General features: G+C 68.9%; 11 protein-coding genes. 4 read left to right on the forward strand and 7 right to left on the reverse strand.

The features are described from left to right. Positions 1-278: 278 nt before the first annotated feature. Positions 279-6068 carry an ESPR-type extended signal peptide-containing protein gene (locus tag ACIPRS_RS05215; RefSeq protein WP_446537753.1) on the forward strand — a complete coding sequence of 1930 codons (5790 nt, stop codon included), beginning with the start codon at positions 279-281 and terminating at the stop codon, positions 6066-6068. A gap of 67 nt (positions 6069-6135) precedes the next feature. On the opposite strand, the gene ACIPRS_RS05220 is transcribed toward ACIPRS_RS05215, so the two are convergent. From ACIPRS_RS05220 to xerD, 5 genes are all read right to left on the reverse strand, one after another. Beyond that, entirely contained in the window at positions 6136-6585 is a 450-nt protein-coding gene (locus ACIPRS_RS05220) for a hypothetical protein (RefSeq protein ID WP_337730581.1), read from the reverse strand. A 4-nt stretch (positions 6586-6589) separates the two neighbouring features. Next, positions 6590-8302, reverse strand: coding sequence for a type II secretion system ATPase GspE (gene gspE / locus ACIPRS_RS05225; protein ID WP_446537754.1), 1713 nt, complete (start codon positions 8300-8302; stop codon positions 6590-6592). An 81-nt stretch (positions 8303-8383) separates the two neighbouring features. Further along, complete coding sequence (gene purL / locus ACIPRS_RS05230; RefSeq protein WP_446537755.1) at positions 8384-12406, reverse strand: phosphoribosylformylglycinamidine synthase; 4023 nt, start codon at positions 12404-12406, stop codon at positions 8384-8386. An 82-nt stretch (positions 12407-12488) separates the two neighbouring features. Beyond that, positions 12489-13331 (reverse strand): thioredoxin fold domain-containing protein, encoded by an 843-nt coding sequence (locus ACIPRS_RS05235; protein WP_192200236.1) that lies wholly within the window; start codon positions 13329-13331, stop codon positions 12489-12491. Between the two features lie 108 nt (positions 13332-13439). After that, positions 13440-14393 carry a site-specific tyrosine recombinase XerD gene (xerD, locus tag ACIPRS_RS05240; RefSeq protein WP_446537756.1) on the reverse strand — a complete coding sequence of 318 codons (954 nt, stop codon included), beginning with the start codon at positions 14391-14393 and terminating at the stop codon, positions 13440-13442. A gap of 345 nt (positions 14394-14738) precedes the next feature. Between xerD and ACIPRS_RS05245 the strand changes: the two genes are divergently transcribed. Continuing rightward, entirely contained in the window at positions 14739-15209 is a 471-nt protein-coding gene (locus tag ACIPRS_RS05245) for an RDD family protein (protein WP_446537757.1), read from the forward strand. Positions 15210-15216: 7 nt separating this feature from the next. Here the strand turns inward: ACIPRS_RS05245 and lptG are convergent, their stop codons facing one another. Then, a complete protein-coding gene (gene lptG, locus ACIPRS_RS05250; RefSeq protein WP_446537758.1) occupies positions 15217-16320 on the reverse strand; it encodes an LPS export ABC transporter permease LptG in 1104 nt (367 codons plus the stop codon). Continuing rightward, positions 16317-17396: an LPS export ABC transporter permease LptF gene (gene lptF / locus ACIPRS_RS05255; protein ID WP_446537759.1), complete on the reverse strand. Its 1080-nt coding sequence runs from the start codon at positions 17394-17396 to the stop codon at positions 16317-16319. The genes lptG and lptF overlap by 4 nt, the downstream gene beginning before the upstream one ends. Positions 17397-17525: 129 nt before the next feature. Between lptF and ACIPRS_RS05260 the strand changes: the two genes are divergently transcribed. Together ACIPRS_RS05260 and ACIPRS_RS05265 are read left to right on the forward strand one after the other, a co-directional pair. Beyond that, complete coding sequence (locus tag ACIPRS_RS05260) at positions 17526-18998, forward strand: leucyl aminopeptidase (protein ID WP_446537760.1); 1473 nt, start codon at positions 17526-17528, stop codon at positions 18996-18998. A 22-nt stretch (positions 18999-19020) separates the two neighbouring features. Continuing rightward, on the forward strand, positions 19021-19443 hold the full coding sequence (locus ACIPRS_RS05265) for a DNA polymerase III subunit chi (protein ID WP_337730593.1): 423 nt from the start codon (positions 19021-19023) through the stop codon (positions 19441-19443). Positions 19444-19508 lie beyond the last annotated feature (65 nt).

The following is a 19508-nucleotide window of genomic DNA, read 5'->3' on the forward strand; positions in this document are numbered from 1 at the left end:
GCGATGTTCTTCTTCGCATCTTCACGTCACCACGTCTCGGCCCACACGCCATTCGCGTTGCATGACGCACGCGGAACGAGGCATGGCCACGCCCGGCCACCGCATCCGCATCTCCTTCTCCCGCTTCCGCAGAACACCCCGTGCAATCCGGCGTCGCGCCTCCCCTGTCGCGCGCCGCGCTGTCTGTTTCCCTGACGTAGTCCACCGTAGAACGCCCGTCGCCGCGGCGTCGGGTGCTGTCGCATTCCCCCGAAAACACAGAATGAAGGACGTGATCCATGAACAGGATTTACAGCAAGGTGTGGAACCCTTCCCTCGGCATGCTGGTGGTGGCATCGGAGTTCGCCCGACGCGCGCATGGCGTCATGTCGTCCGGCGCCCGCGTGCGTGCGCGCCTTGGCGTGACGCTGCTCGCTTCGGCACTGCTCGCGGGCGCGCCGCTCGGCGCGGCATCGGCCCATGACAAGCAGAAGGGCCCGCCGCAGAACGACAAGCCGCAGATCGGAACGGGACCTGCCTACTGTGTGGATGCACGCGGCAATCCGATCAAGGACGGACGCCCCGGCGAGAATGCGGTGTCGTGCGGCGACGGCGTCGATGCGTCCGGGCGCCATGCGGTTGCGGTCGGCTACAAGAGCATTGCCAGCAAGGCAGGAGCGACTGCCGTAGGCGGTTACGCCGAAGCCACGGGCGTGAATGCCACCGCCGTCGGGTACGACAGCAGCGCGACCGCGCAAGGCGCGACGGCGCTGGGCAGCCAGAGCAACGCCGCCGGTGCGAATGCGACCGCTGTCGGCACGCAGGCGAACGCGACGGGCGCCGGCGCCAGCGCGGTGGGCACGGGAAGCCAGGCCACCGGTGCGTACGCCGGCGCCTTCGGCAGTTCCTCCACCGCCTCGGGCACGCAGGCCCTGGCGGCCGGCCACACCAGCACCGCCACCGGCATCGCGACCGTCGCGCTCGGCGGCTTCTCCAGTGCCTCGGGCGATTTCGACACGGCTGTCGGTTACGGCGCCGATGCCAGCGGCGGCGACAGCACGGCACTGGGCTCGGGCTCCATCGCAACGGGCTACAACAGCGTCGCAGTCGGCGGCTCACTGCTGGGCTTCCTGCCGACCGAAGCGTCGGGCGATTTCTCCACTGCTGTCGGTGGCGGCGCGTGGGCGCCGGGCACCAATGCGACCGCCATCGGCAACCTCGCCTCTGCAACCGCAGACAACAGCGTGGCGCTGGGTGGCGACTCGGTTGCCGATCGCGAAGACACGGTCTCGGTCGGAAGCGCTGGCAGCGAACGGCAGATCACCAACGTCGCCGCCGGTACCGAGGGCACCGATGCGGTGAACCTGGATCAATTGAACGCGGTCGCCGAGGCATCGGAAAACGCCACGCGCTACTTCAAGGCGAACGGCGCCAACGATGGCACGGACGACGCCACCGCCAATGGCGACCATGCGACAGCGTCCGGCTCGGCGGCACTGGCCGACGGCGTCGGTGCGACCGCGACGGGCTCTGGCGCGTTCGCACTGGCCGACGGAGCGACGGCCACCGGCTTCAACGCGACCGCGACCGGCGAGAACAGCGTCGCCAGCGGTGCGGGCGCGCAGGCATCCGGATCCGGCGCGGTCGCGCTCGGCGGACAGCGTCAGTTGTTCGACGAGAACGGCGAGCCGCTGCTCGATGAAGACGGCAATCCGGTCTACGCCAGCACGGAGGCGACGGCGGACGATGCGACGGCCCTGGGTGCCGGCGCGGTCGCCAGCGACATCGGGGCGACGGCGACGGGCGCAGGCGCGAATGCGTCCGGTGCGTATTCCTCCGCGCTCGGTACCGAGGCTGCTGCATCGGGCATCCAGGCGACGGCCGTCGGCTTCCGCAGCGATGCTTCGGACGATGCCGCCTCTGCCATCGGCAGCTACAGCAGTGCCTCCAACTTCGGTGCCTCCGCGTTCGGCTACGGTGCCGAGGCCAGCGGCAACAGCGCTACCGCGCTCGGTTTCGGTGCCGTGGCGAGCAACTGGGATGCGACGGCGCTCGGATCGAATTCGATCGCCAGTGGCGACAACAGCGTGGCGGTCGGTGGTGCGTTCTTCGGCCTCATTCCGACCGAAGCCTCGGGCGACTACTCCGTCGCCGTCGGCGGCGGCGCGTATACCCCGGGCTTCAATGCCGTCGCGCTGGGCAACCTGGCCACCGCCGAAGCCGACAACAGCGTGGCCATCGGTGGCGACTCCGTGGCCGACCGCGAGGACACGGTCTCCATTGGCAGTGCCGGCAGCGAACGGCAGATCACCAACGTCGCCGCCGGTACCGAAGGCACCGATGCGGTCAATCTGGATCAGTTGAACGCCGTCGCCGAGGCATCGGAGGACGCCACCCGCTACTTCAAGGCCAATGGCGAAGGCGATGGCAGCGACGATGCGACCGCCAATGGCGACTACGCGACGGCATCGGGCTCGGCGGCCTTTGCCGACGGTGCCGGTGCGACGGCGACGGGTTCCGGCGCGTTCGCCCTGGCCGACGGTGCGACGGCGACCGGCTTCAACGCCACCGCCACCGGCAGCAACAGCCTCGCCAACGGCAGCAGCGCCGAAGCCAGTGGCGAATCCAGCATTGCCGTCGGCGGACAGGTGGATGCGTTCGATGCCGACGGCAATCCGATCACCGTCAACACCGTGGCGTCCGGCCTCGGCGCGACGGCAGTGGGCTCCGGCAGCCTGGCATCGGCCCTCGGCAGCTCGTCGTTCGGCGTACTCAGCGAAGCGAGTGGCGAAGCCAGTTCCGCGTTCGGCTACGGCAGCACGGCCACGGGTTCATACGCCTCCAGCTTCGGCCATGCGAGCGATGCGACCGGGGACTACAGCGTGGCCGTCGGCGGCCCGGCAGACCTGCTTCCCGGGTTCGGTTTCCTCGTCTATACGCAGGCGAGCGGCTTCAGCGCAGCGGCGTTCGGTTCCGGTGCGATCGCGGCGGGCGACTACAGCCTGGCCGCCGGCAGCCTGTCGGAAGCCTCCGGCCTGGAGAGCACCGCGGCAGGCTTCTTCTCGTACGCGCCCGGCGATTACGCCACGGCGCTGGGCGCGGAGTCGTGGGCCAGCGGCGACAGCAGCACGGCGGTCGGCTTCTACAGCACCGCGCTGGGCGACAACAGCGTGGCGCTCGGCGCCAACTCGGTGGCGGATCGCGACAACACGGTGTCGGTGGGTGACGTGGGCAGCGAACGCCAGATCACCAACGTGGCGGCCGGTACCGAAGGCACCGACGCTGTCAATGTCGACCAATTGACCGCAGTCGCCGAGGCCTCCGAAGAGGCCACGCGCTATTTCAAGGCGAACGGCGCCAATGACGGCACCGACGATGCCACCGCCAATGGCGACTACGCGACCGCCTCCGGTTCTGCCGCGCTGGCGGACGGCGTGGGTGCAACCGCTACCGGCTCCGGTGCGTTCGCGCTCGCCGATGGCGCCACTGCCACAGGCTTCAACGCCACCGCCACCGGCGTGAACAGCGTTGCCAACGGTGCCGGCGCACAGGCGGCAGGTGCTGGGTCGGTTGCGATCGGCGGACAACGCCAGCTGTTCGACGAGAACGGCGACCCGCTGCTCGATGAAGAGGGCAATCCTGTCTACGCCAGCACGGAAGCGACGGCGGAGGACGCCACCGCGCTCGGCGCCGGCGCCATCGCCAGCGAAGCCGGTGCAACGGCTACCGGTGCAGGTGCGAACGCATCCGGGGCCTATTCCACCGCCTCGGGCACGGAAGCCAGCGCATCCAACACGCAGGCCACCGCGGTGGGCTTCCGCAGCGATGCGTCCGGTCTCGCTTCCACCACCATGGGCGGCTACAGCAGCGCAGGCGGCGATTTCGCCTCGGCATTCGGCTACGGCGCCGACGCGGCGGGCAGCGGCGCGACGGCGGTGGGCGAAGGCGCGAGTGCCGGCGGCGAGGAAAGCACGGCCGTCGGCGGCACCACGTTCTTCGGGTTGATCAACACGCGCGCGAGCGGCACCGGCGGTTCCGCCTTCGGCAACGGGGCGTGGGCCACGGGCGAGTACAGCACCGCGATCGGCCACAACAGTTACGCCGATGGTGACGACAGCGTGGCGCTGGGCGTGAACTCGGTGGCGGGCGCGACCAACAGCGTGGCGATCGGCGCCAATTCGTGGAACGACCGCGACGACACGGTGTCGGTGGGCGATGTCGGGGCGGAACGCCAGATCACCAACGTGGCCGCAGGTACCGAAGGCACCGATGCGGTGAACCTGGACCAGCTCAACGCCCTCGCCGATGCATCGGAAAATGCCACGCGCTACTTCAAGGCCAATGGCGCAGGCGACGGCAGCGATGACGCCACCGCCACCGGCGACTACGCAACGGCCTCCGGTTCGGCCGCGCTGGCTGACGGTGTCGGTGCGACCGCCACGGGTTCGGGCGCCTTCGCGCTCGCGAACGGCGCAACGGCCAGCGGCTTCAATGCCACCGCCACCGGCGAGAACAGCGTCGCCAACGGCACCGGTGCGCAGGCGGCGGGAGCGGGATCGGTTGCGATCGGCGGACAGCGCCAGCTGTTCGACGACAACGGCGATCCCCTGCTCGATGAAGACGGCAATCCTGTCTACGCGAGCACCGAGGCGACGGCGGATGACGCCACGGCGGTGGGAGCAGGCGCGGTGGCCGGCGACACCGGCGCGACCGCGACCGGCGCGGGCGCCGCGGCGTCGGGCGCCTACGCCACCGCAACCGGCACGGAAAGCGCCGCGTCGGGCCTGCAGGCCACCGCGACCGGTTTCCGCAGCGATGCGTCGGGTGACGCCGCCACCGCCGCCGGTGGATACAGCAGCGCGTCCGATTTCGGTGCATCCGCGTTCGGGTATGGCGCCGAGGCCGGCAGCGACAGCGCCACCGCGCTGGGCTTCGCCGCCACCGCCAGCAACTTCGACGCGACAGCAGTAGGCTCCCGCGCCATCGCCAGCGGCGACAACAGCGTGGCGGTGGGTGGCGCCTTCTTCGGCGCGCTGGCGACGGAAGCCTCGGGTGATTACTCCGTTGCCGTCGGCGGCGGTGCGTACACGCCGGGATTCAACGCCGTCGCGCTGGGCAACCTGGCAACGGCGGAAGCCGACAACAGCGTCGCCATCGGCGGCGATTCGGTGGCCGACCGCGAGGACACGGTCTCCGTCGGCAGCGCCGGCAGCGAGCGGCAGATCACCAACGTCGCGGCCGGCACCCAGGCCACCGATGCCGTGAACCTGTCGCAGCTGAGTTTCGTCGCCAGTGCATTGGGCGGCGGCGCCGGCTTCTCCGGCGGCGTGTTCATCGCGCCGAGCTACACGATCCAGGGCACGTCGTACAACAACGTGGGCGCGGCATTCACCGCCGTCGACGCCAAGCTCAACGAGTTGTACGGGATGCACAGCGGATCGAGCAGCGGCACCACGGCATCCACCCGTGCGGCGCCGCCGACGCAGGCCAGCCAGGGCCAGGTCGCCGGCGAAACGGCGTCCGCGCCGAGCACCGGCGGGACCCCGTCGACACCGACACGCGGCACGGCGACGACCACGGATGCAGCCGGCAGCGGCGCCGTGACCAGTGGCCAACCTGCGGTCGCGGCACCGACCGACGCCACCGCGGCAGCGGACGTGCCGGCAGCGGCCGCGTCCTACGCCGATGCGGGCGACGCCAACACGCTCAGCAGCGCACAGTCCTATACGGATCAATCCTCGGCGAGCACGTTGGCCAGCGCGAAGGCCTATGCCGACTTCCAGGTCAAGGCGCTGGAGGACGACTTCAATGCCTTCCGTGGTGACGTGGACCGCCGCTTCTCCGAGCAGGATCGCAGGCTCGACAGGATGGGTGCGATGAGCTCGGCGATGTTGAACATGGCGATCAATGCAGCGGGCAGCCGCAGCCCGCGCGGCCGCGTGGCCGTGGGTGCGGGCTGGCAGAACGGCGAGAACGCGCTGTCGGTGGGCTATTCCAAACCCATCGGCGAGCGTGCGTCCTTCAGCATCGGCGGCGCATTCAGCGGTGACGAGAAGTCGGCCGGCGTGGGTTTCGGTATCGACCTGTAAGTTCCGTTTGCGCAACAGACAAGGGCCCGGCATTGCCGGGCCCTTGTTCCCTGCCGGAAGCCCGGACTCAGTCGCAGGCCATGCGGCCGGCAGGCAGCACGCGGGGGTTGCCCAGCGCGAAATGCTTCACCGGCTGTTCCCACATCTCGAAAGAAGAAATGCCCGGGGTGACGCCGCAGCTGCTGGCGTAGGTGAACTGCTCTCCGTCCATCGAGACGTAAAGATCGAACTTGATCGCTACCGGCAACGTGCTGCTGACCATCAAGGTGGTCTGTGCAGCGTCGCCACTGCGCGCGGCGCGCAGGTTACCCGGTTCACCGCCGGCCGGCGCGGACGCCGTGACCTTGCCGTCGACGATCTCGACCTGCAGCGCCAGCGACGGCGATGCCGTGCCGACCGCGAAGCCGGCCGGGAGCTCGCCGCGCGCCAGCGTCTTCGGCGCGGCCTTGCCGGCCGACGCGACGGCCGGTATCGCGCACATCGCCACGACCAGGCAGCCCGCACGCATCCTGTTCATCGCCTCAGCCCTCCTCGGTCACGCGCAGCACTTCCTCGATGGTCGTCTCGCCGGCAAGCGCCTTGACGATGCCGTCCTCGTACATGGTGCGCATGCCCGAGTCGCGCGCGAGCTGTTCCAGTTCGCCCATCCCGGCGTGGCGCATGATGGCGCGGCGGATTTCGTCGTTCATCACCAGGAACTCGACGATGGTGGTGCGTCCCAGGTAACCGGTCGGCGCGATGGCCGAACCGCGCGGGCGATACAGGTAGATCTCGCCATGCGGCTGGAAGCGGCGCAGGGCGAATTTCTCGATTTCCTCGGGCGATGCGGGGTACCGCTCCGCATGCGTGGGCTCCAGCCGCCGCACCAGCCGCTGGGCCAGGATGCCGTTGACCGTGGAGGTCATCAGATAGTCCTCCACGCCCATGTCCAGCATGCGGGTGATGCCGCCGGCCGCATTGTTGGTGTGCAGCGTGCTGAGCACCAGGTGGCCGGTCAGCGCGGATTGGATGGCGATGCGCGCGGTTTCAAGATCGCGCATTTCGCCGATCATGATGATGTCCGGGTCCTGGCGCACGATGCTGCGCAGCGCATGCGCGAAATCCAGACCGATCTGCGGCTTGGCCTGGATCTGGTTGATGCCTTCGATCTGGTACTCGACCGGGTCCTCGACCGTGATGATCTTGACGTCCGGTGTGTTGAGCCTGCTCAGCGCGGTGTACAGCGTGGTGGTCTTGCCCGAGCCGGTTGGACCGGTGACCAGCAGGATGCCGTGTGGTTGTTCCAGCACCTTCTGGAACTGCGGCAGGAACGCATCGGTGAAGCCCAGCTTCTTGAAGTCGAACACCACCGTCTCGCGGTCCAGCAGGCGCATCACCACGCTTTCGCCGTGCGCGGTGGGCATGGTGCTGACGCGAAGGTCCAGTTCCTTGCCCTGCACGCGCAGCATGATGCGCCCGTCCTGCGGCAGGCGGCGCTCGGCGATGTTGAGCTTGGCCATGATCTTGACGCGACTGATGACCGCCGCAGTCAGGTTGGCGGGCGGGCTTTCGCCTTCCTCCAGCACGCCGTCGATGCGGTAGCGCACCTTCAGGCGGTTCTCGAACGGTTCGATGTGGATGTCCGACGCGCGCAGCTCGACCGCACGCTGGATGACCAGGTTGACCAGGCGGATGACCGGCGCCTCGGAAGCGAGGTCGCGCAGGTGCTCGACATCGTCCAGATCGGCGGTGGTTTCGCCATCCGCGTTCTCAACGATGGCGCCCATCGCGCTGCGGCCCTGCCCGTAGTAACGCTCGATCAGGTCGCTGATCTCCGAGCGCAGCGCCACGCGGGGCCGCACTGCGCGGCCGGTCGCCAGGCGCACCGCTTCCAGCGCGTAGCGGTCCTGCGGATCGGCCATCAGCAGATCGACGTGGGCCTCGTCCTCGCCCACCGGGCAGACATGGAACTGCTTGAGGAAACGCTGCGAGAGCACCACCGATTCCGGCGGCGCGTCCGGCGCATCCTTCGCCGCGACCAGGGGAAGCTCCAGCACCTCGGCGGCGGTCTCGGCATGGTCGCGCTCGGAGATCAGTCCCAGCCGCGACAGCAGCGCCAGCAGATCGCCACCGGTCTCGTCCTGCAGCCGGCGGGCACGCGCCAGGTCGGCCTCCTTCAGGCGTCCGCGCGCCAGCAGGGCCGCGACGATGCGCTCGTCGTCGGAAAGCGGATTGTCGAGCGCGGCAGCGTTCACGGAAGCCTCCTTGAAGGCCCGGACTTTATCAGGTGCCGCGTTGCCCGGGCGTGGCCCGCCGTCGCCGGCGGGCGCGCACGATCATCCCACCCACACCCGCGCATTGCGGAACATGCGCAGCCACGGCGAATCTTCCGGCCAGTCGGCCGGATGCCAGCTGTGGTTGGCGCTGCGCGGGGTGCGTTCCGGGTGCGGCATCAGGATGGTGGCGCGACCGTCGTCGCTGGTCAGGCCGGTGATGCCGTCGGGCGAACCGTTCGGATTCTGCGGATACGACGCAGCCACCTGGCCATCGCCATCGATGAAGCGCAACGCGACGCGGACCGCGCCCTGGTCGGCCGTACTGGCGAAGTCCGCGCGCCCTTCGCCATGCGCGACCGCGACCGGGATGCGCGAGCCGGCCATGCCACGGAAGAACACCGACGGCGATTCCACTACTTCGAGCAACGACACCCGCGCCTCGAACTGTTCGCTGCGGTTGCGCAGGAAGCGGGGCCAGTGCGTCGCACCGGGGATGATGTCCTTCAACTGGCTCATCATCTGGCAACCATTGCAGACACCCAGCGAGAACGTGTTGTCGCGCGCGAAGAACGCCGCGAACGCATCACGCAGCGCGCTGCGCTCGAGGATCGAGGTCGCCCAGCCGCGGCCCGCGCCCAGCACGTCGCCGTAGCTGAAGCCACCGCAAGCGGCGAGACCGCTGAAACCATCCAGCGCCACGCGGCCGCTGATCAGGTCGCTCATGTGCACGTCGAACGCATCGAAACCGGCGCGGGTGAAGGCCGACGCCATTTCGATCTGGCCATTGACACCCTGCTCGCGCAGGATCGCGACCTTCGGGCGTTTGCCCATAGCGATGAACGGCGCAGCGACATCGTCGCCCGCATCGAACGACAGCTTCGGTTTCAGCCCGGTGCGGCCGAACTGGCGCGTGGTCTCGCGCTCCTCATCGGCCGTCTCCGGATTGTCGCGCAGCTTCTGCATCGCGTGCGTCACCGACCACCAGGCATCGAACAGCTCTTCCCAGCGCCATTCGGCCAGCACGTCACCCTCCTGCTGCACGCGCACCACGGCCGCAGTCGTCGGGCGCGCGATGCGCTGCGCGCACTCCGTCAGCGCATGGTGTTCGATCAGGTCGGCGAACGCGGCACGGTCCTCGTCGGCCACCTGCACCACCGCGCCCAGTTCCTCGGCGAACAGCGTGCGGAAGGCATCGTCGCCCCAGCCGTCCAGGTTGATGTCCAGGCCCCGATGCGAGGCGAATGCCATTTCGCACAACGCGGCGAACGCGCCGCCGTCGCTGCGGTCGTGGTAGGCCAGCAGCAGGCCGGCTTCGCGCGCATCCGCGATCAGGTGGAAGAAGTCGCGCAGGCGCTGCGGATCGTCGAGATCCGGCACGCTTTCGTCACGACCGTCGCCGGCGAACGCCGGCCACGCGCCCTCGCCGCCCGACTGCGGATATACCTGCGCCAGCACGGAACCGCCGAGACGCTTCTTGCCCGCACCCAGGCCGATCAGCCACAGCTCGCTGTCGTCTTCGCGCGACAGCAGCGGCGTCAGTTGCCGGCGCACGTCGGTCACCGGCGCGAAGGCGCTGATGATCAGGGAGACGGGCGAGACGGATTTCTGCGCCTGGCCATCGCTGTGCCACTGCGCCTGCATCGACAGCGAGTCCTTGCCGACCGGGATGCTGATGTCCAGGTCCGGGCACAGCTCCATGCCCACGGCCTTCACCGCATCGAACAGCAGCGCGTCCTCGCCGGGATGGCCGGCGGCGGCCATCCAGTTGGCGGACAGCTTCACGCGATGCAGCGATTCCACCGGCGCGGCGCACAGGTTGGTGATGGCCTCGCCCACTGCCATACGGGCGGCGGCAGCGGCATCGAGCAGGGACAGCGGCGTGCGTTCGCCGATGGCCATCGCTTCGCCGACGAAGCCTTCATAGCCGCTCAGCGTGATGGCGCAATCGGCCACCGGCATCTGCCACGGGCCGACCAGCTGGTCGCGTGCGGTCAGACCGCCGACGCTGCGATCGCCGATGGTGATCAGGAACTGCTTGGAGGCGACCGTGGGGTGCGCGAGCACGCGCAGGCCGGCGTCACGCAGATCCAGGCTTGCCGTCTGCAGGGCGGGCCACTTCGGCGCATCGGGATATCCGGTATCGCGGTGCATCTTCGGCGCCTTGCCGAACAGCACGTCCATCGGCAGGTCGATGGGATAAGCCCCTCTCCCGTCGGGAGAGGGGTTGGGGTGAGGGTTCGGCGAAGACGGGGGTGCGCCGGAATTTGCGGACGCGGAAACATCCGCATTGTTCCCCTCATCCGCCCTTCGGGCACCTTCTCCCGCAGGGAGAAGGGAGGCATCCGCCAGCGCGCCATAACCCACCACGAGCCGCTCTTCCTTCGTGGCGATACCGACGGCGGCGAACGGACAACGCTCGCGTTCGCATATCGCCGCGAATTCGGCCAGCCGCGCCTGCGGCACACCGAGCACGTAACGTTCCTGCGATTCGTTGCACCACAGCTGCATCGGCGACAGCGAGGGATCGTCGCTGGGCACCTTGCCCAGGTCGATCACGCCGCCCACGCCGGAATCGTGCAGCAGTTCGGGGATCGCGTTGGACAGGCCGCCCGCGCCCACGTCGTGGAACCACAGGATCGGATTGTCTCCGCCCATCGCCACGCAGCGGTCGATGACTTCCTGGCAGCGGCGCTCCATCTCCGGGTTGTCGCGCTGCACGCTGGCGAAATCGAGTTCCTCTGCGCTCTCGCCCGAGGCCACCGAGCTGGCGGCACCGCCACCCAGGCCGATCAGCATGGCCGGACCGCCGAGCACGATCACCGCGTCACCGGCCGACAGCGTCTTCTTTTCCACCTGGATGCGGTCGATGGCACCCAGGCCACCGGCCAGCATGATCGGCTTGTCGTAGGCACGGGTCAGACCGGCGCCTTCGGGCAGCTCGAAACTGCGGAAGTAACCCAGCAGGTTCGGCCGGCCGAATTCGTTGTTGAACGCGGCGCCGCCCAACGGGCCGTCGAGCATGATGTCCAGCGCTGGCGCCATGCGCGGATTCAGCGCGCGCGTCGCTTCCCACGGCTGAGGCAGCGTGGGGATGCGCAGGTGCGACACCGAGAAGCCGGTCAGGCCGGCCTTGGGCTTGCCACCGCGGCCGGTGGCGCCCTCGTCGCGGATCTCGCCACCGGCACCGGTGCTGGCGCCGGGGAACGGCGCGATCGCGGTGGGATGGTTATGCGTTTCCACCTTGATGCAGAAAGCCGAATCCAGCGTCGCCTCGAGGCGGTACTGGCCGCTTCCGTCCGGACGGAAGCGCGCCGCCGGGTAGCCTTCGACCACCGCGGCGTTGTCGCTGTAGGCGCTGAGCGTGTGTTCCGGCGTCTGCGCGTGGGTGTGCTTGATCATCCGGAACAGCGAGCGGTCCTGCTCCTTGCCGTCGATGGTCCAGCTGGCGTTGAAGATCTTGTGCCGGCAGTGCTCGGAGTTCGCCTGCGCGAACATCATCAGTTCGACGTCCGAGGGGTCGCGGCCGAGTTCGGTGTAGCGCGTGCGCAGGTAGTCGATCTCGTCGTCCGCCAGCGCCAGGCCCAGGCGGGTGTTGGCCGCTTCCAGCTGCGCCAGCGGGATGCGCTCCAGTTCGCCGCGCGCGGGCGCGGTGAACAAGGCCTGCGCCTGGTCGCGGGTGGTCAGCAGGGACTGCGTCATCGGGTCGTGCAGCGCCTTGGCCAGCGCCGGCTGGCCGTCGTCCCAGCCTTCAAGATCGATGCGCAAGCCGCGCTCGACGCGCTTCACCGGCTGGCCCGCGCCGCGCAGCAGTTCGGTGGCCTTGCTGGCCCACGGCGACAGCGTACCCAGGCGCGGGGTGACGAAGCGCGATACCGCGCCATCGGCCAGCGCCGCCGCCTCGTCACCCGCCTGCAGGATGCGGCGCAACGTGGCCAGATCGGGCGTCGCGCCCGCCTCCGGCTCGATGAAATAGACATGCCAGGCACCGCAGATGCGGACACCGGAGGCCATCGACTGGAGCTTGGATTCGAGCCGCGCGCGGCGGAAGTGCGACAAGGCCGGTTGGCCTTCGAGGACGATCATGTCCGGAACCGTGGGGGCGTAGCCGTCAGGACGGGGCCCGCTATTGTAGCGAAGCGCCGGCGCAAGGCCGGCTTCGGGGATGTCACAGGGCGCCGGCAGCGGCGGCTGGCGCCGCCTTGGCGGCCAGTTCGTCCAGCCTGGCCTTCAAGGCGGCCGGCGGCAGGTAGCCGCCCAGTTGGACGCCTTCGGCCGAATAGATCGCCGGGGTGCCGCTGACGCCGATGCGCTGGCCGACGTCGAATTCCATCGTCACCGGATTCTTGCAGTCGCGCGAGGGGATCGACTTGCCGGCCTTGGCGTCGGTCAGGGCACGCTTGCGGTCCGGGGCGCACCAGACCGAGATCATGTCCTTGTGGTCCTGGCTGCCCAGGCCCATGCGCGGGAACGCCAGGTATTCCACCGCGATGCCCAGACGGTTGAGCTCGCCCACTTCGCCGTGCAGCTTGCGGCAATAGCCGCATTCGATGTCGGTGAACACGGTGACCGTGTACTTGGCGTTCGGCGGTGCGAACACGATGCGTTCGGCGTGCGGGATGGTCGCGATCAGCTTGCTGCGGTAGCCGGCGAGCGCCGGGCTGGTCTGCATCAGGTCCTGCTGCTGGTCGAGGTCCAGAACGGTGCCCTGCATCAGGTAGCGTCCGTCGTCACTGATGTAAAGCAACTGGCCGCCCGCGATCACCTCGCGGAAACCCGGCAACGGTGCGGCGCCGACGTATTCCACTTTCGCCTGCGGGTTGAGCTGGGCGATCGCGGAACGGGCACGTGCGTCGGGGGTGGCGCCCACGCCTGCCTTGATCTGGCGCACGGCCGCCTGCGGGGCGGCGGGCGCGGCCGCGGCACCGTCCTGCACGGGCGGCTGGGGGGCCTGCGCGCAGGCGGTCAGGCTCAGGGCACCCAGAAGGGCGGCGGTCATCAAGCGGGGCATCAAGGGCATCCGGGATATGCCGCGGTGCGGCTGGGTGGCAGGAACAGACGGGGATTCTGGCACACGGCGCCACGCAGGCGGCTTAACCGCCCGCCAGCGTGACCCGCGTCATGCCCGCGGATGATGCCGGCCGTGCAGTTGCTTGAGATGTTCGCGAGCGACCAGGGTGTAGATCTGCGTGGTCGACAGCGAACTGTGCCCCAGCAGCATCTGCAGCGCGCGCAGGTCGGCGCCCCGGTTGAGCAGGTGGGTGGCGAAGCTGTGCCGCAGCCCGTGGGGACTGATCCGGACCGGATCGATGCCGGCCAGCGCCGCGTAACGCTTCACCAGCCCCCAGAACTGCTGCCGGGTCGGCGGGTCGGCACCCGCGCCCACGAACAGGAAGGGCGTGCTGCGCTTGCCGGCCAAGACGGGGCGCGCCTGCGCCAGGTAGGTTTCCAGCCAGTGCTGCGACTCCTCGCCCAAGGGCACCAGCCGGTCCTTGCTGCCCTTGCCGGTGACCCTCAATACGCCCTGCCGCAGGTTCACCGCCGTCGCGGGCAGCGTGACCAGTTCGCTGACCCGCAGGCCTGCGGCGTACATCAGTTCGAGCATCGCGCGGTCGCGCAGGCCCAGCGGCGTGGCGGTGTCGGGCGCGGCCAGCAGCGCGTCGATCTCGGTTTCGGCCAGGGCCTTCGGCAACGAGCGCGGCAGGCGCGGCGGATCGAGCAGCGCGGTGGGGTCGTCCGCACGTTCGCCCCGGCGCAACCGCTGCGCGTAGAACGCGCGCAGGGCCGACAGCAGCCGCGCGTTGCTGCGTGGCGAATAGCCTTCGCGCGTGCGCCACGCCAGGTAATCGAACAGGGCCGCGCGATCCGCGGCGGCCAGTCCGCCTGCACGTCCGTTCCGCCAGCGCGCGAAGCCTTCCAGGTCGCGCCGGTAGCTGTCTAGCGAGGGCTTCGCCAAGCCGTTCTCGGCCCAGATCACGTCGAGGAATGCCGCGATGGCGTCGGCGTCGGCGTCGGGGACGGGCGGCAGGGCGTTCGCCTGCTGGCGGCGTTCGGCGGGCGTGCGGGCAGTCATGCGGCAAGCTTAGGCGATGCATATCCCCCTTGTGGGAGCGACGTCATTCGCCAGAGACCGCGCGATTACAGGAATGAACGCAGACAGCCTTTCCCGGCGTAGCCACGGAGGTCTGGATCACTCCGTTAACAGGTGCCCCGGATATCGTCCGTGGCGAGCCTGTCGAACCGCGCTTTCCACGGGAGAGCAGGCTGTCGTGACCTGTCGATGCAGCGCAAAGTGCAGGGTTCGACCGGCTCACCACGAGCGGGATCATTTGTCCGGAGTTGTCTGAGGGAGCCTCGCCATTGCGACTGACATGGCTCCCCCAATGGGCGGCTGGGCCTTAGCCGGTATCCTGTCGCGATGACGCATCCCGCCCCCCTCCCCGGAAAACCCCGCGCCCTGATCGGCTGGCGCCTGCTCGCGCTGCTCTACGACTTCTGGCCCGTGCTGGCGCTGTGGATCGCCGTCGCGGTCCCGTTCGTACTGATCGACGTGGTGGCCAGCGGCAATGTCCGTCACAACATCCCACCCTTCAGCCCGTTGTGGTGGCTGCTCTGGATCTGCTGCTGGGCCGTCACCGGCGTGTACGCCACGTGGAGCTGGCAACGCGGCGGGCAGACGCTCGGCATGCGGCCCTGGCGACTGAAAGTGGTCACCGCCGCAGGGGATGCGCCGACACGCGCGGCATTGTGGCGTCGCTACACGCTGGCGACGGTCTCGACGCTGGCGGCGGGATCGGGGTTCTGGTGGGCGTGGCTGGATCGCGAACGCCTGACCTTCCACGACCGCTACAGCGGCACGCGGATGGCGCGATTGCCGAAGCGCGCCTGACGGCGCGTCAGCGGCTTCTCTGCCGGAACATCAGCCAGGAGATGCCCAGCAGGGCGAAGGGTGGAACCGCGTAGGCGATGCGGTAATCCAGCCGGAACGCACCGGCCAGGCGCACGAACATGGTCTGCAGCACCCAGAAGCCGACCGCGAACACGATGCCGAGGAACAACCGCTTGCCCATGCCGCCGCTGCGCAGGCTGCCGAAGGCGAACGGGATGGCGGCCAGGCACAGCGCCAGCACGTTGAGCGGATAGAACCAGCGCGCCCAGTACTGGTCTTCGTAATCGCGCGCGTCCAGCCCGTTGCGCTTGCGGTAGTCGATGTTCTGGCTCAGCTCATGGCTGGGCATGTTGCGTGCACGCACCAGGCTGGACGACAGCACCGAGGCGTCCAGTTCCGATTCCCAGCGTTCGCCCAGCACGGTGACCTGGGTGGCGGACCGCTCGTTGAAGGTCGTACGGCGCACGTTCTTCAGCAGCCAGTAGCCATCCAGGTGTTCGGCGACGGCGGCGTGCGCGATGGAGGCGAGTCGCCCGTCATCGGCCAGTTCGTACATGCGCACATCGCGCAGCTGCAGCGACACCTTGCCGCCGCCCTGGTCCTTCTCTTCGCCGCTCTGCGCGTACAGGAAGGTGTTTCCTTCGCGCGCCCACAGGCCGGAGTAGCGGTCCATCGCGACGTTGCCGGTACGCGCGCTCATCTTCAGCACGTCGGCCTGGCGCTGGCCCCACGGGCCCAGCGTCTCGCCGCTGAACACCATCAGGGCGGTCAGGATGGCCAGCGCCGCTGCCACCGAAATGCTCAGGCGGCGGCGCGACAGGCCCAGCGCACGCAGCGCGGTCAGTTCGGAGCTGGCCGCCAGCTGGCCCAGGCCCATCAGCGAACCGATCACGGCCGCCGTGGGAAACATCGTGTAGGCCCGGCGCGGCACGGTGTACAGCACCCAGGCCACGGCATGGCCGAAGGTGTAGTTGCCCGTCCCCAGGTCGCCGATTTCGCCGGACAGCGCCATCACCACGTCCAGTCCCACCAGCACCGCCCAGGTCAGCAGCACGGTAACCAGCACGACCTGGCCCACGTAGGTGTCATGCAGGCGGGGGATCAGCCTCATGCCACCCTCCGCTTGCGCGACAGTTGGCCGTCACGCAGGTAGAACCAGATGGCCGCCGCAAGCAGCGGCAGCGTCAACCACCACAGGCCGGCCATGCCCGGCAACTTGCCGTCGGCCAGCAGCTGGGTGCCATTGAACATCAGGCTGATGCCCACGAGGTAGGCGAGGAACCCCAGCATCACGCGTCCATATCTCGCCTGTCGCGGCGAACTCCTGGACAGCGGCAGGGTCAGCAGGGCGAACGCCAGCGCCAGCAGCGGCGGGGTGAGACGGGCATGGACCTGCGCATTCGCATCCGGGCGCGGATCGGACAGCAGCTGCGGCGTCGGCAGGAGTTCCGGATCGTCCTTGTCCATCGTGTCGGCCCGGTCCGGCAGCGCGACCTCGTTCGCCTTGTAGCGGATCAGGCGGTAATCCAGCCCCGGGCCATCCGGCCCTTCGACGCGGAAACCATCGTCCAGGCGCAGGTAACGGTTGCGCTCGCCCTCGAAGAACATCTGCCCGGATTTCGCCGTCACCACGTCGATACGGCCCTCGTCCGAGCGGTGCATGAACACCTTGCTCAGGCCCGTGCCATCCGGCGACAACGCGCTCACATAGACCACAGCGCCACTGGACATGACAGTGAACTTGCCCGCATCCAGCCCCGAGACGACCAGGCTGCGGTTGGCGTGGTCCAGCATGTCCTGCGCGGTGCGCAGTGCCCATGGCCCCAGCCACAGCGAACACAGGCCCACCACCACCACCACGGGTATCACCAGCATCAGCAGCGGGCGCAACAGGCGGCGAGGGCCGATGCCGGCTGCGGTCAGGACCGCCATTTCCGAGTCCCGGTACAGGCGCGAGAACGCCAGCAGCAGGCCCAGCATCAACGCCAGCGGGATGATGTAGGGCATGTAGTTGAGGAATTGCAGCCCCAGCTGGGACAGCAGCAACCGCGCCGGCACCTTGCCGTCCGCCACATCGCCCAGCAGATCGGCCATCACGCCGCCCACGCTGACCATCAGCAGGATGATCAGGGTGGCCAGGAAGCTCTGGGTGAATTCCCGGAAGAGGTAGCGGTCCAGCTTCGGCATCAGGGGGGCTTGATTTACAATCTCGGGCTTGTGCGCCGCATCGATGGCGGCAGTCTCTGCGGTCCGGGATGGCGTCAGCCACCTTCATCCGGCCTGCGATTGTACGTAACTGAACCGGGAATCTGATCAATGACGCTGGAATTCACCCTGAACCACGAAGCCCCCGCCCAGGCCGGCGTCGATTGCATCGTGGTAGGCGCCTACGCCGACAAGAGCCTGACCGCCGCCGCGCAGGCCGTGGACGCGGCCAGCGGCGGCAAGCTGTCGGCGCTGGTGCAGCGGGGGGACATCGGCGGCAAGACCGGCAAGACCACGCTGCTGCACGACCTGCCCGGCGTGACCGCACCGCGCGTGCTGGTCGTCGGCCTGGGCGAGGCCGCCAAGTTCGGCGTACCGCAATACCTCAAGGCCGCCGGCGATGCCGCCCGCGCCCTGAAGGTCGGGCCGGTGCGCAGCGCGCTGTTCACCTTGTCCGACGTGGACGTGAAGGACCGCGACGCCGCGTGGAAGATCCGCCAGGCCGTCATCGCCGTCGACCACGCCTGCTACCGCTATACCGCCACGCTCGGCAAGAAGAAGGCCGACGACGCCGGCCTGGCCCAGCTCGCCATCCGTGGCGACGACGCCCAGGCGTTGGCGCAGGGCGTGGCGATCGCCGCCGGCGTGCAGTTCACCCGCGAGCTGGGCAACCTGCCGCCGAACATCTGCACTCCCGCGTATCTGGCCGAGCAGTCGCAGACGTTCGCCGCCGACAACGGCGCCGAATGCGAAGTGCTGGAGGAGGCGCAGATGGAAGCACTGGGCATGGGCTCGCTGCTGGCCGTCGCCCGCGGCTCGGTCAACCGCCCCCGCCTGATCGTGCTCAAGTGGAATGGCGCGGCCGCCGACGCCAAGCCCTACGTGCTGGTCGGCAAGGGCATCACGTTCGACACCGGCGGCGTCAACCTGAAGACGCAGGGCGGCATCGAGGAAATGAAGTACGACATGCTGGGCGCGGGCAGCGTGCTGGGCACCTTCGTCGCCACGGTGAAGATGAAGCTGCCGGTGAACCTGGTGGTGGTGGTGCCGGCGGTGGAGAACGCCATCGACGGCAATGCGTACCGTCCCTCCGACGTCATCACCAGCATGTCCGGCAAGACGATCGAAGTGGGCAACACCGACGCCGAAGGCCGCCTGATCCTGTGCGACGCGCTGACCTACGCCGAACGCTTCAAGCCCGAAGCCCTGGTCGACGTGGCCACGCTGACCGGTGCCTGCATCGTGGCGCTGGGCCGCTACGCCAGCGGCCTGATGAGCAAGCACGACGATCTCAGCAACGAACTGCTGGGCGCCGGCGAGACCGTATTCGACCGCGCCTGGCGTCTGCCGCTGTGGGACGAATACCAGACCCAGCTGGAATCCAGCTTCGCCGACGTCTACAACATCGGTGGCCGCTGGGCCGGTGCGATCACCGCCGGCTGCTTCCTGGCCCGCTTCACCGAAGGCCAGCGCTGGGCGCACCTGGACATCGCCGGCGTGGCCAACGACGAAGGCAAGCGCGGCATGGCTACCGGTCGCCCGGTCGGCCTGCTGAGCCAGTGGCTGCTGGACCGCGTCGCCTGACCGGCGACGCTGCCCCTACGCCATGGCCCGTGCCGACTTCTACCTGATCGCCAAGCCGCGCTTTCTCGAGGAGCCCCTCAAGCTGGTGTGCGAGCTGGTGCGCAAGGCCTACGACAGCAACCAGTGGACCCTGATCCTCGCGCGCGACGCCGCGCAGGCGGAGGAGCTGGACGAGCTGTTGTGGGAGTTCGATCCCGATGCGTACATCCCGCACCAGATCGCCGGGGACGAAGAGGACGAGCTGACGCCCGTGCTGATCGCCACACCCGACATCGACGTGCCGGCGCGCGCACTGGTCATCAACCTGCGCGACGACGCGTTCGCCGGCGCCTGCGAACGCGTACTGGAAGTCGTACCGGCCGACCCGTCCGCGCGCGAGCCGTTGCGCGAGCGCTGGAAGCAGTACAAGGCGCGCGGCTTTGACGTGAACAAGCACGACATGTAACACCCGTCATTCCAGCGAACGCTGGAATCCACCTTGCCGTTGCAGTGGCCATAGACAAGGCAACG

It is taken from the genome of Pseudoxanthomonas sp. LARHCG66 (assembly GCF_052871755.1).

Coding starts and splice junctions, on each gene's coding strand:
- ACIPRS_RS05215 (WP_446537753.1), top strand. CDS start 279: ATGAACAGGATTTACAGCAAGGTGTGGAACCCTTCCCTCGGCATGCTG.
- ACIPRS_RS05220 (WP_337730581.1), bottom strand. CDS start 6,585: ATGAACAGGATGCGTGCGGGCTGCCTGGTCGTGGCGATGTGCGCGATA.
- purL (WP_446537755.1), bottom strand. CDS start 12,406: ATGATCGTCCTCGAAGGCCAACCGGCCTTGTCGCACTTCCGCCGCGCG.
- ACIPRS_RS05235 (WP_192200236.1), bottom strand. CDS start 13,331: ATGCCCCGCTTGATGACCGCCGCCCTTCTGGGTGCCCTGAGCCTGACC.
- xerD (WP_446537756.1), bottom strand. CDS start 14,393: ATGACTGCCCGCACGCCCGCCGAACGCCGCCAGCAGGCGAACGCCCTG.
- ACIPRS_RS05245 (WP_446537757.1), top strand. CDS start 14,739: ATGACGCATCCCGCCCCCCTCCCCGGAAAACCCCGCGCCCTGATCGGC.
- lptG (WP_446537758.1), bottom strand. CDS start 16,320: ATGAGGCTGATCCCCCGCCTGCATGACACCTACGTGGGCCAGGTCGTG.
- lptF (WP_446537759.1), bottom strand. CDS start 17,396: ATGCCGAAGCTGGACCGCTACCTCTTCCGGGAATTCACCCAGAGCTTC.
- ACIPRS_RS05260 (WP_446537760.1), top strand. CDS start 17,526: ATGACGCTGGAATTCACCCTGAACCACGAAGCCCCCGCCCAGGCCGGC.
- ACIPRS_RS05265 (WP_337730593.1), top strand. CDS start 19,021: ATGGCCCGTGCCGACTTCTACCTGATCGCCAAGCCGCGCTTTCTCGAG.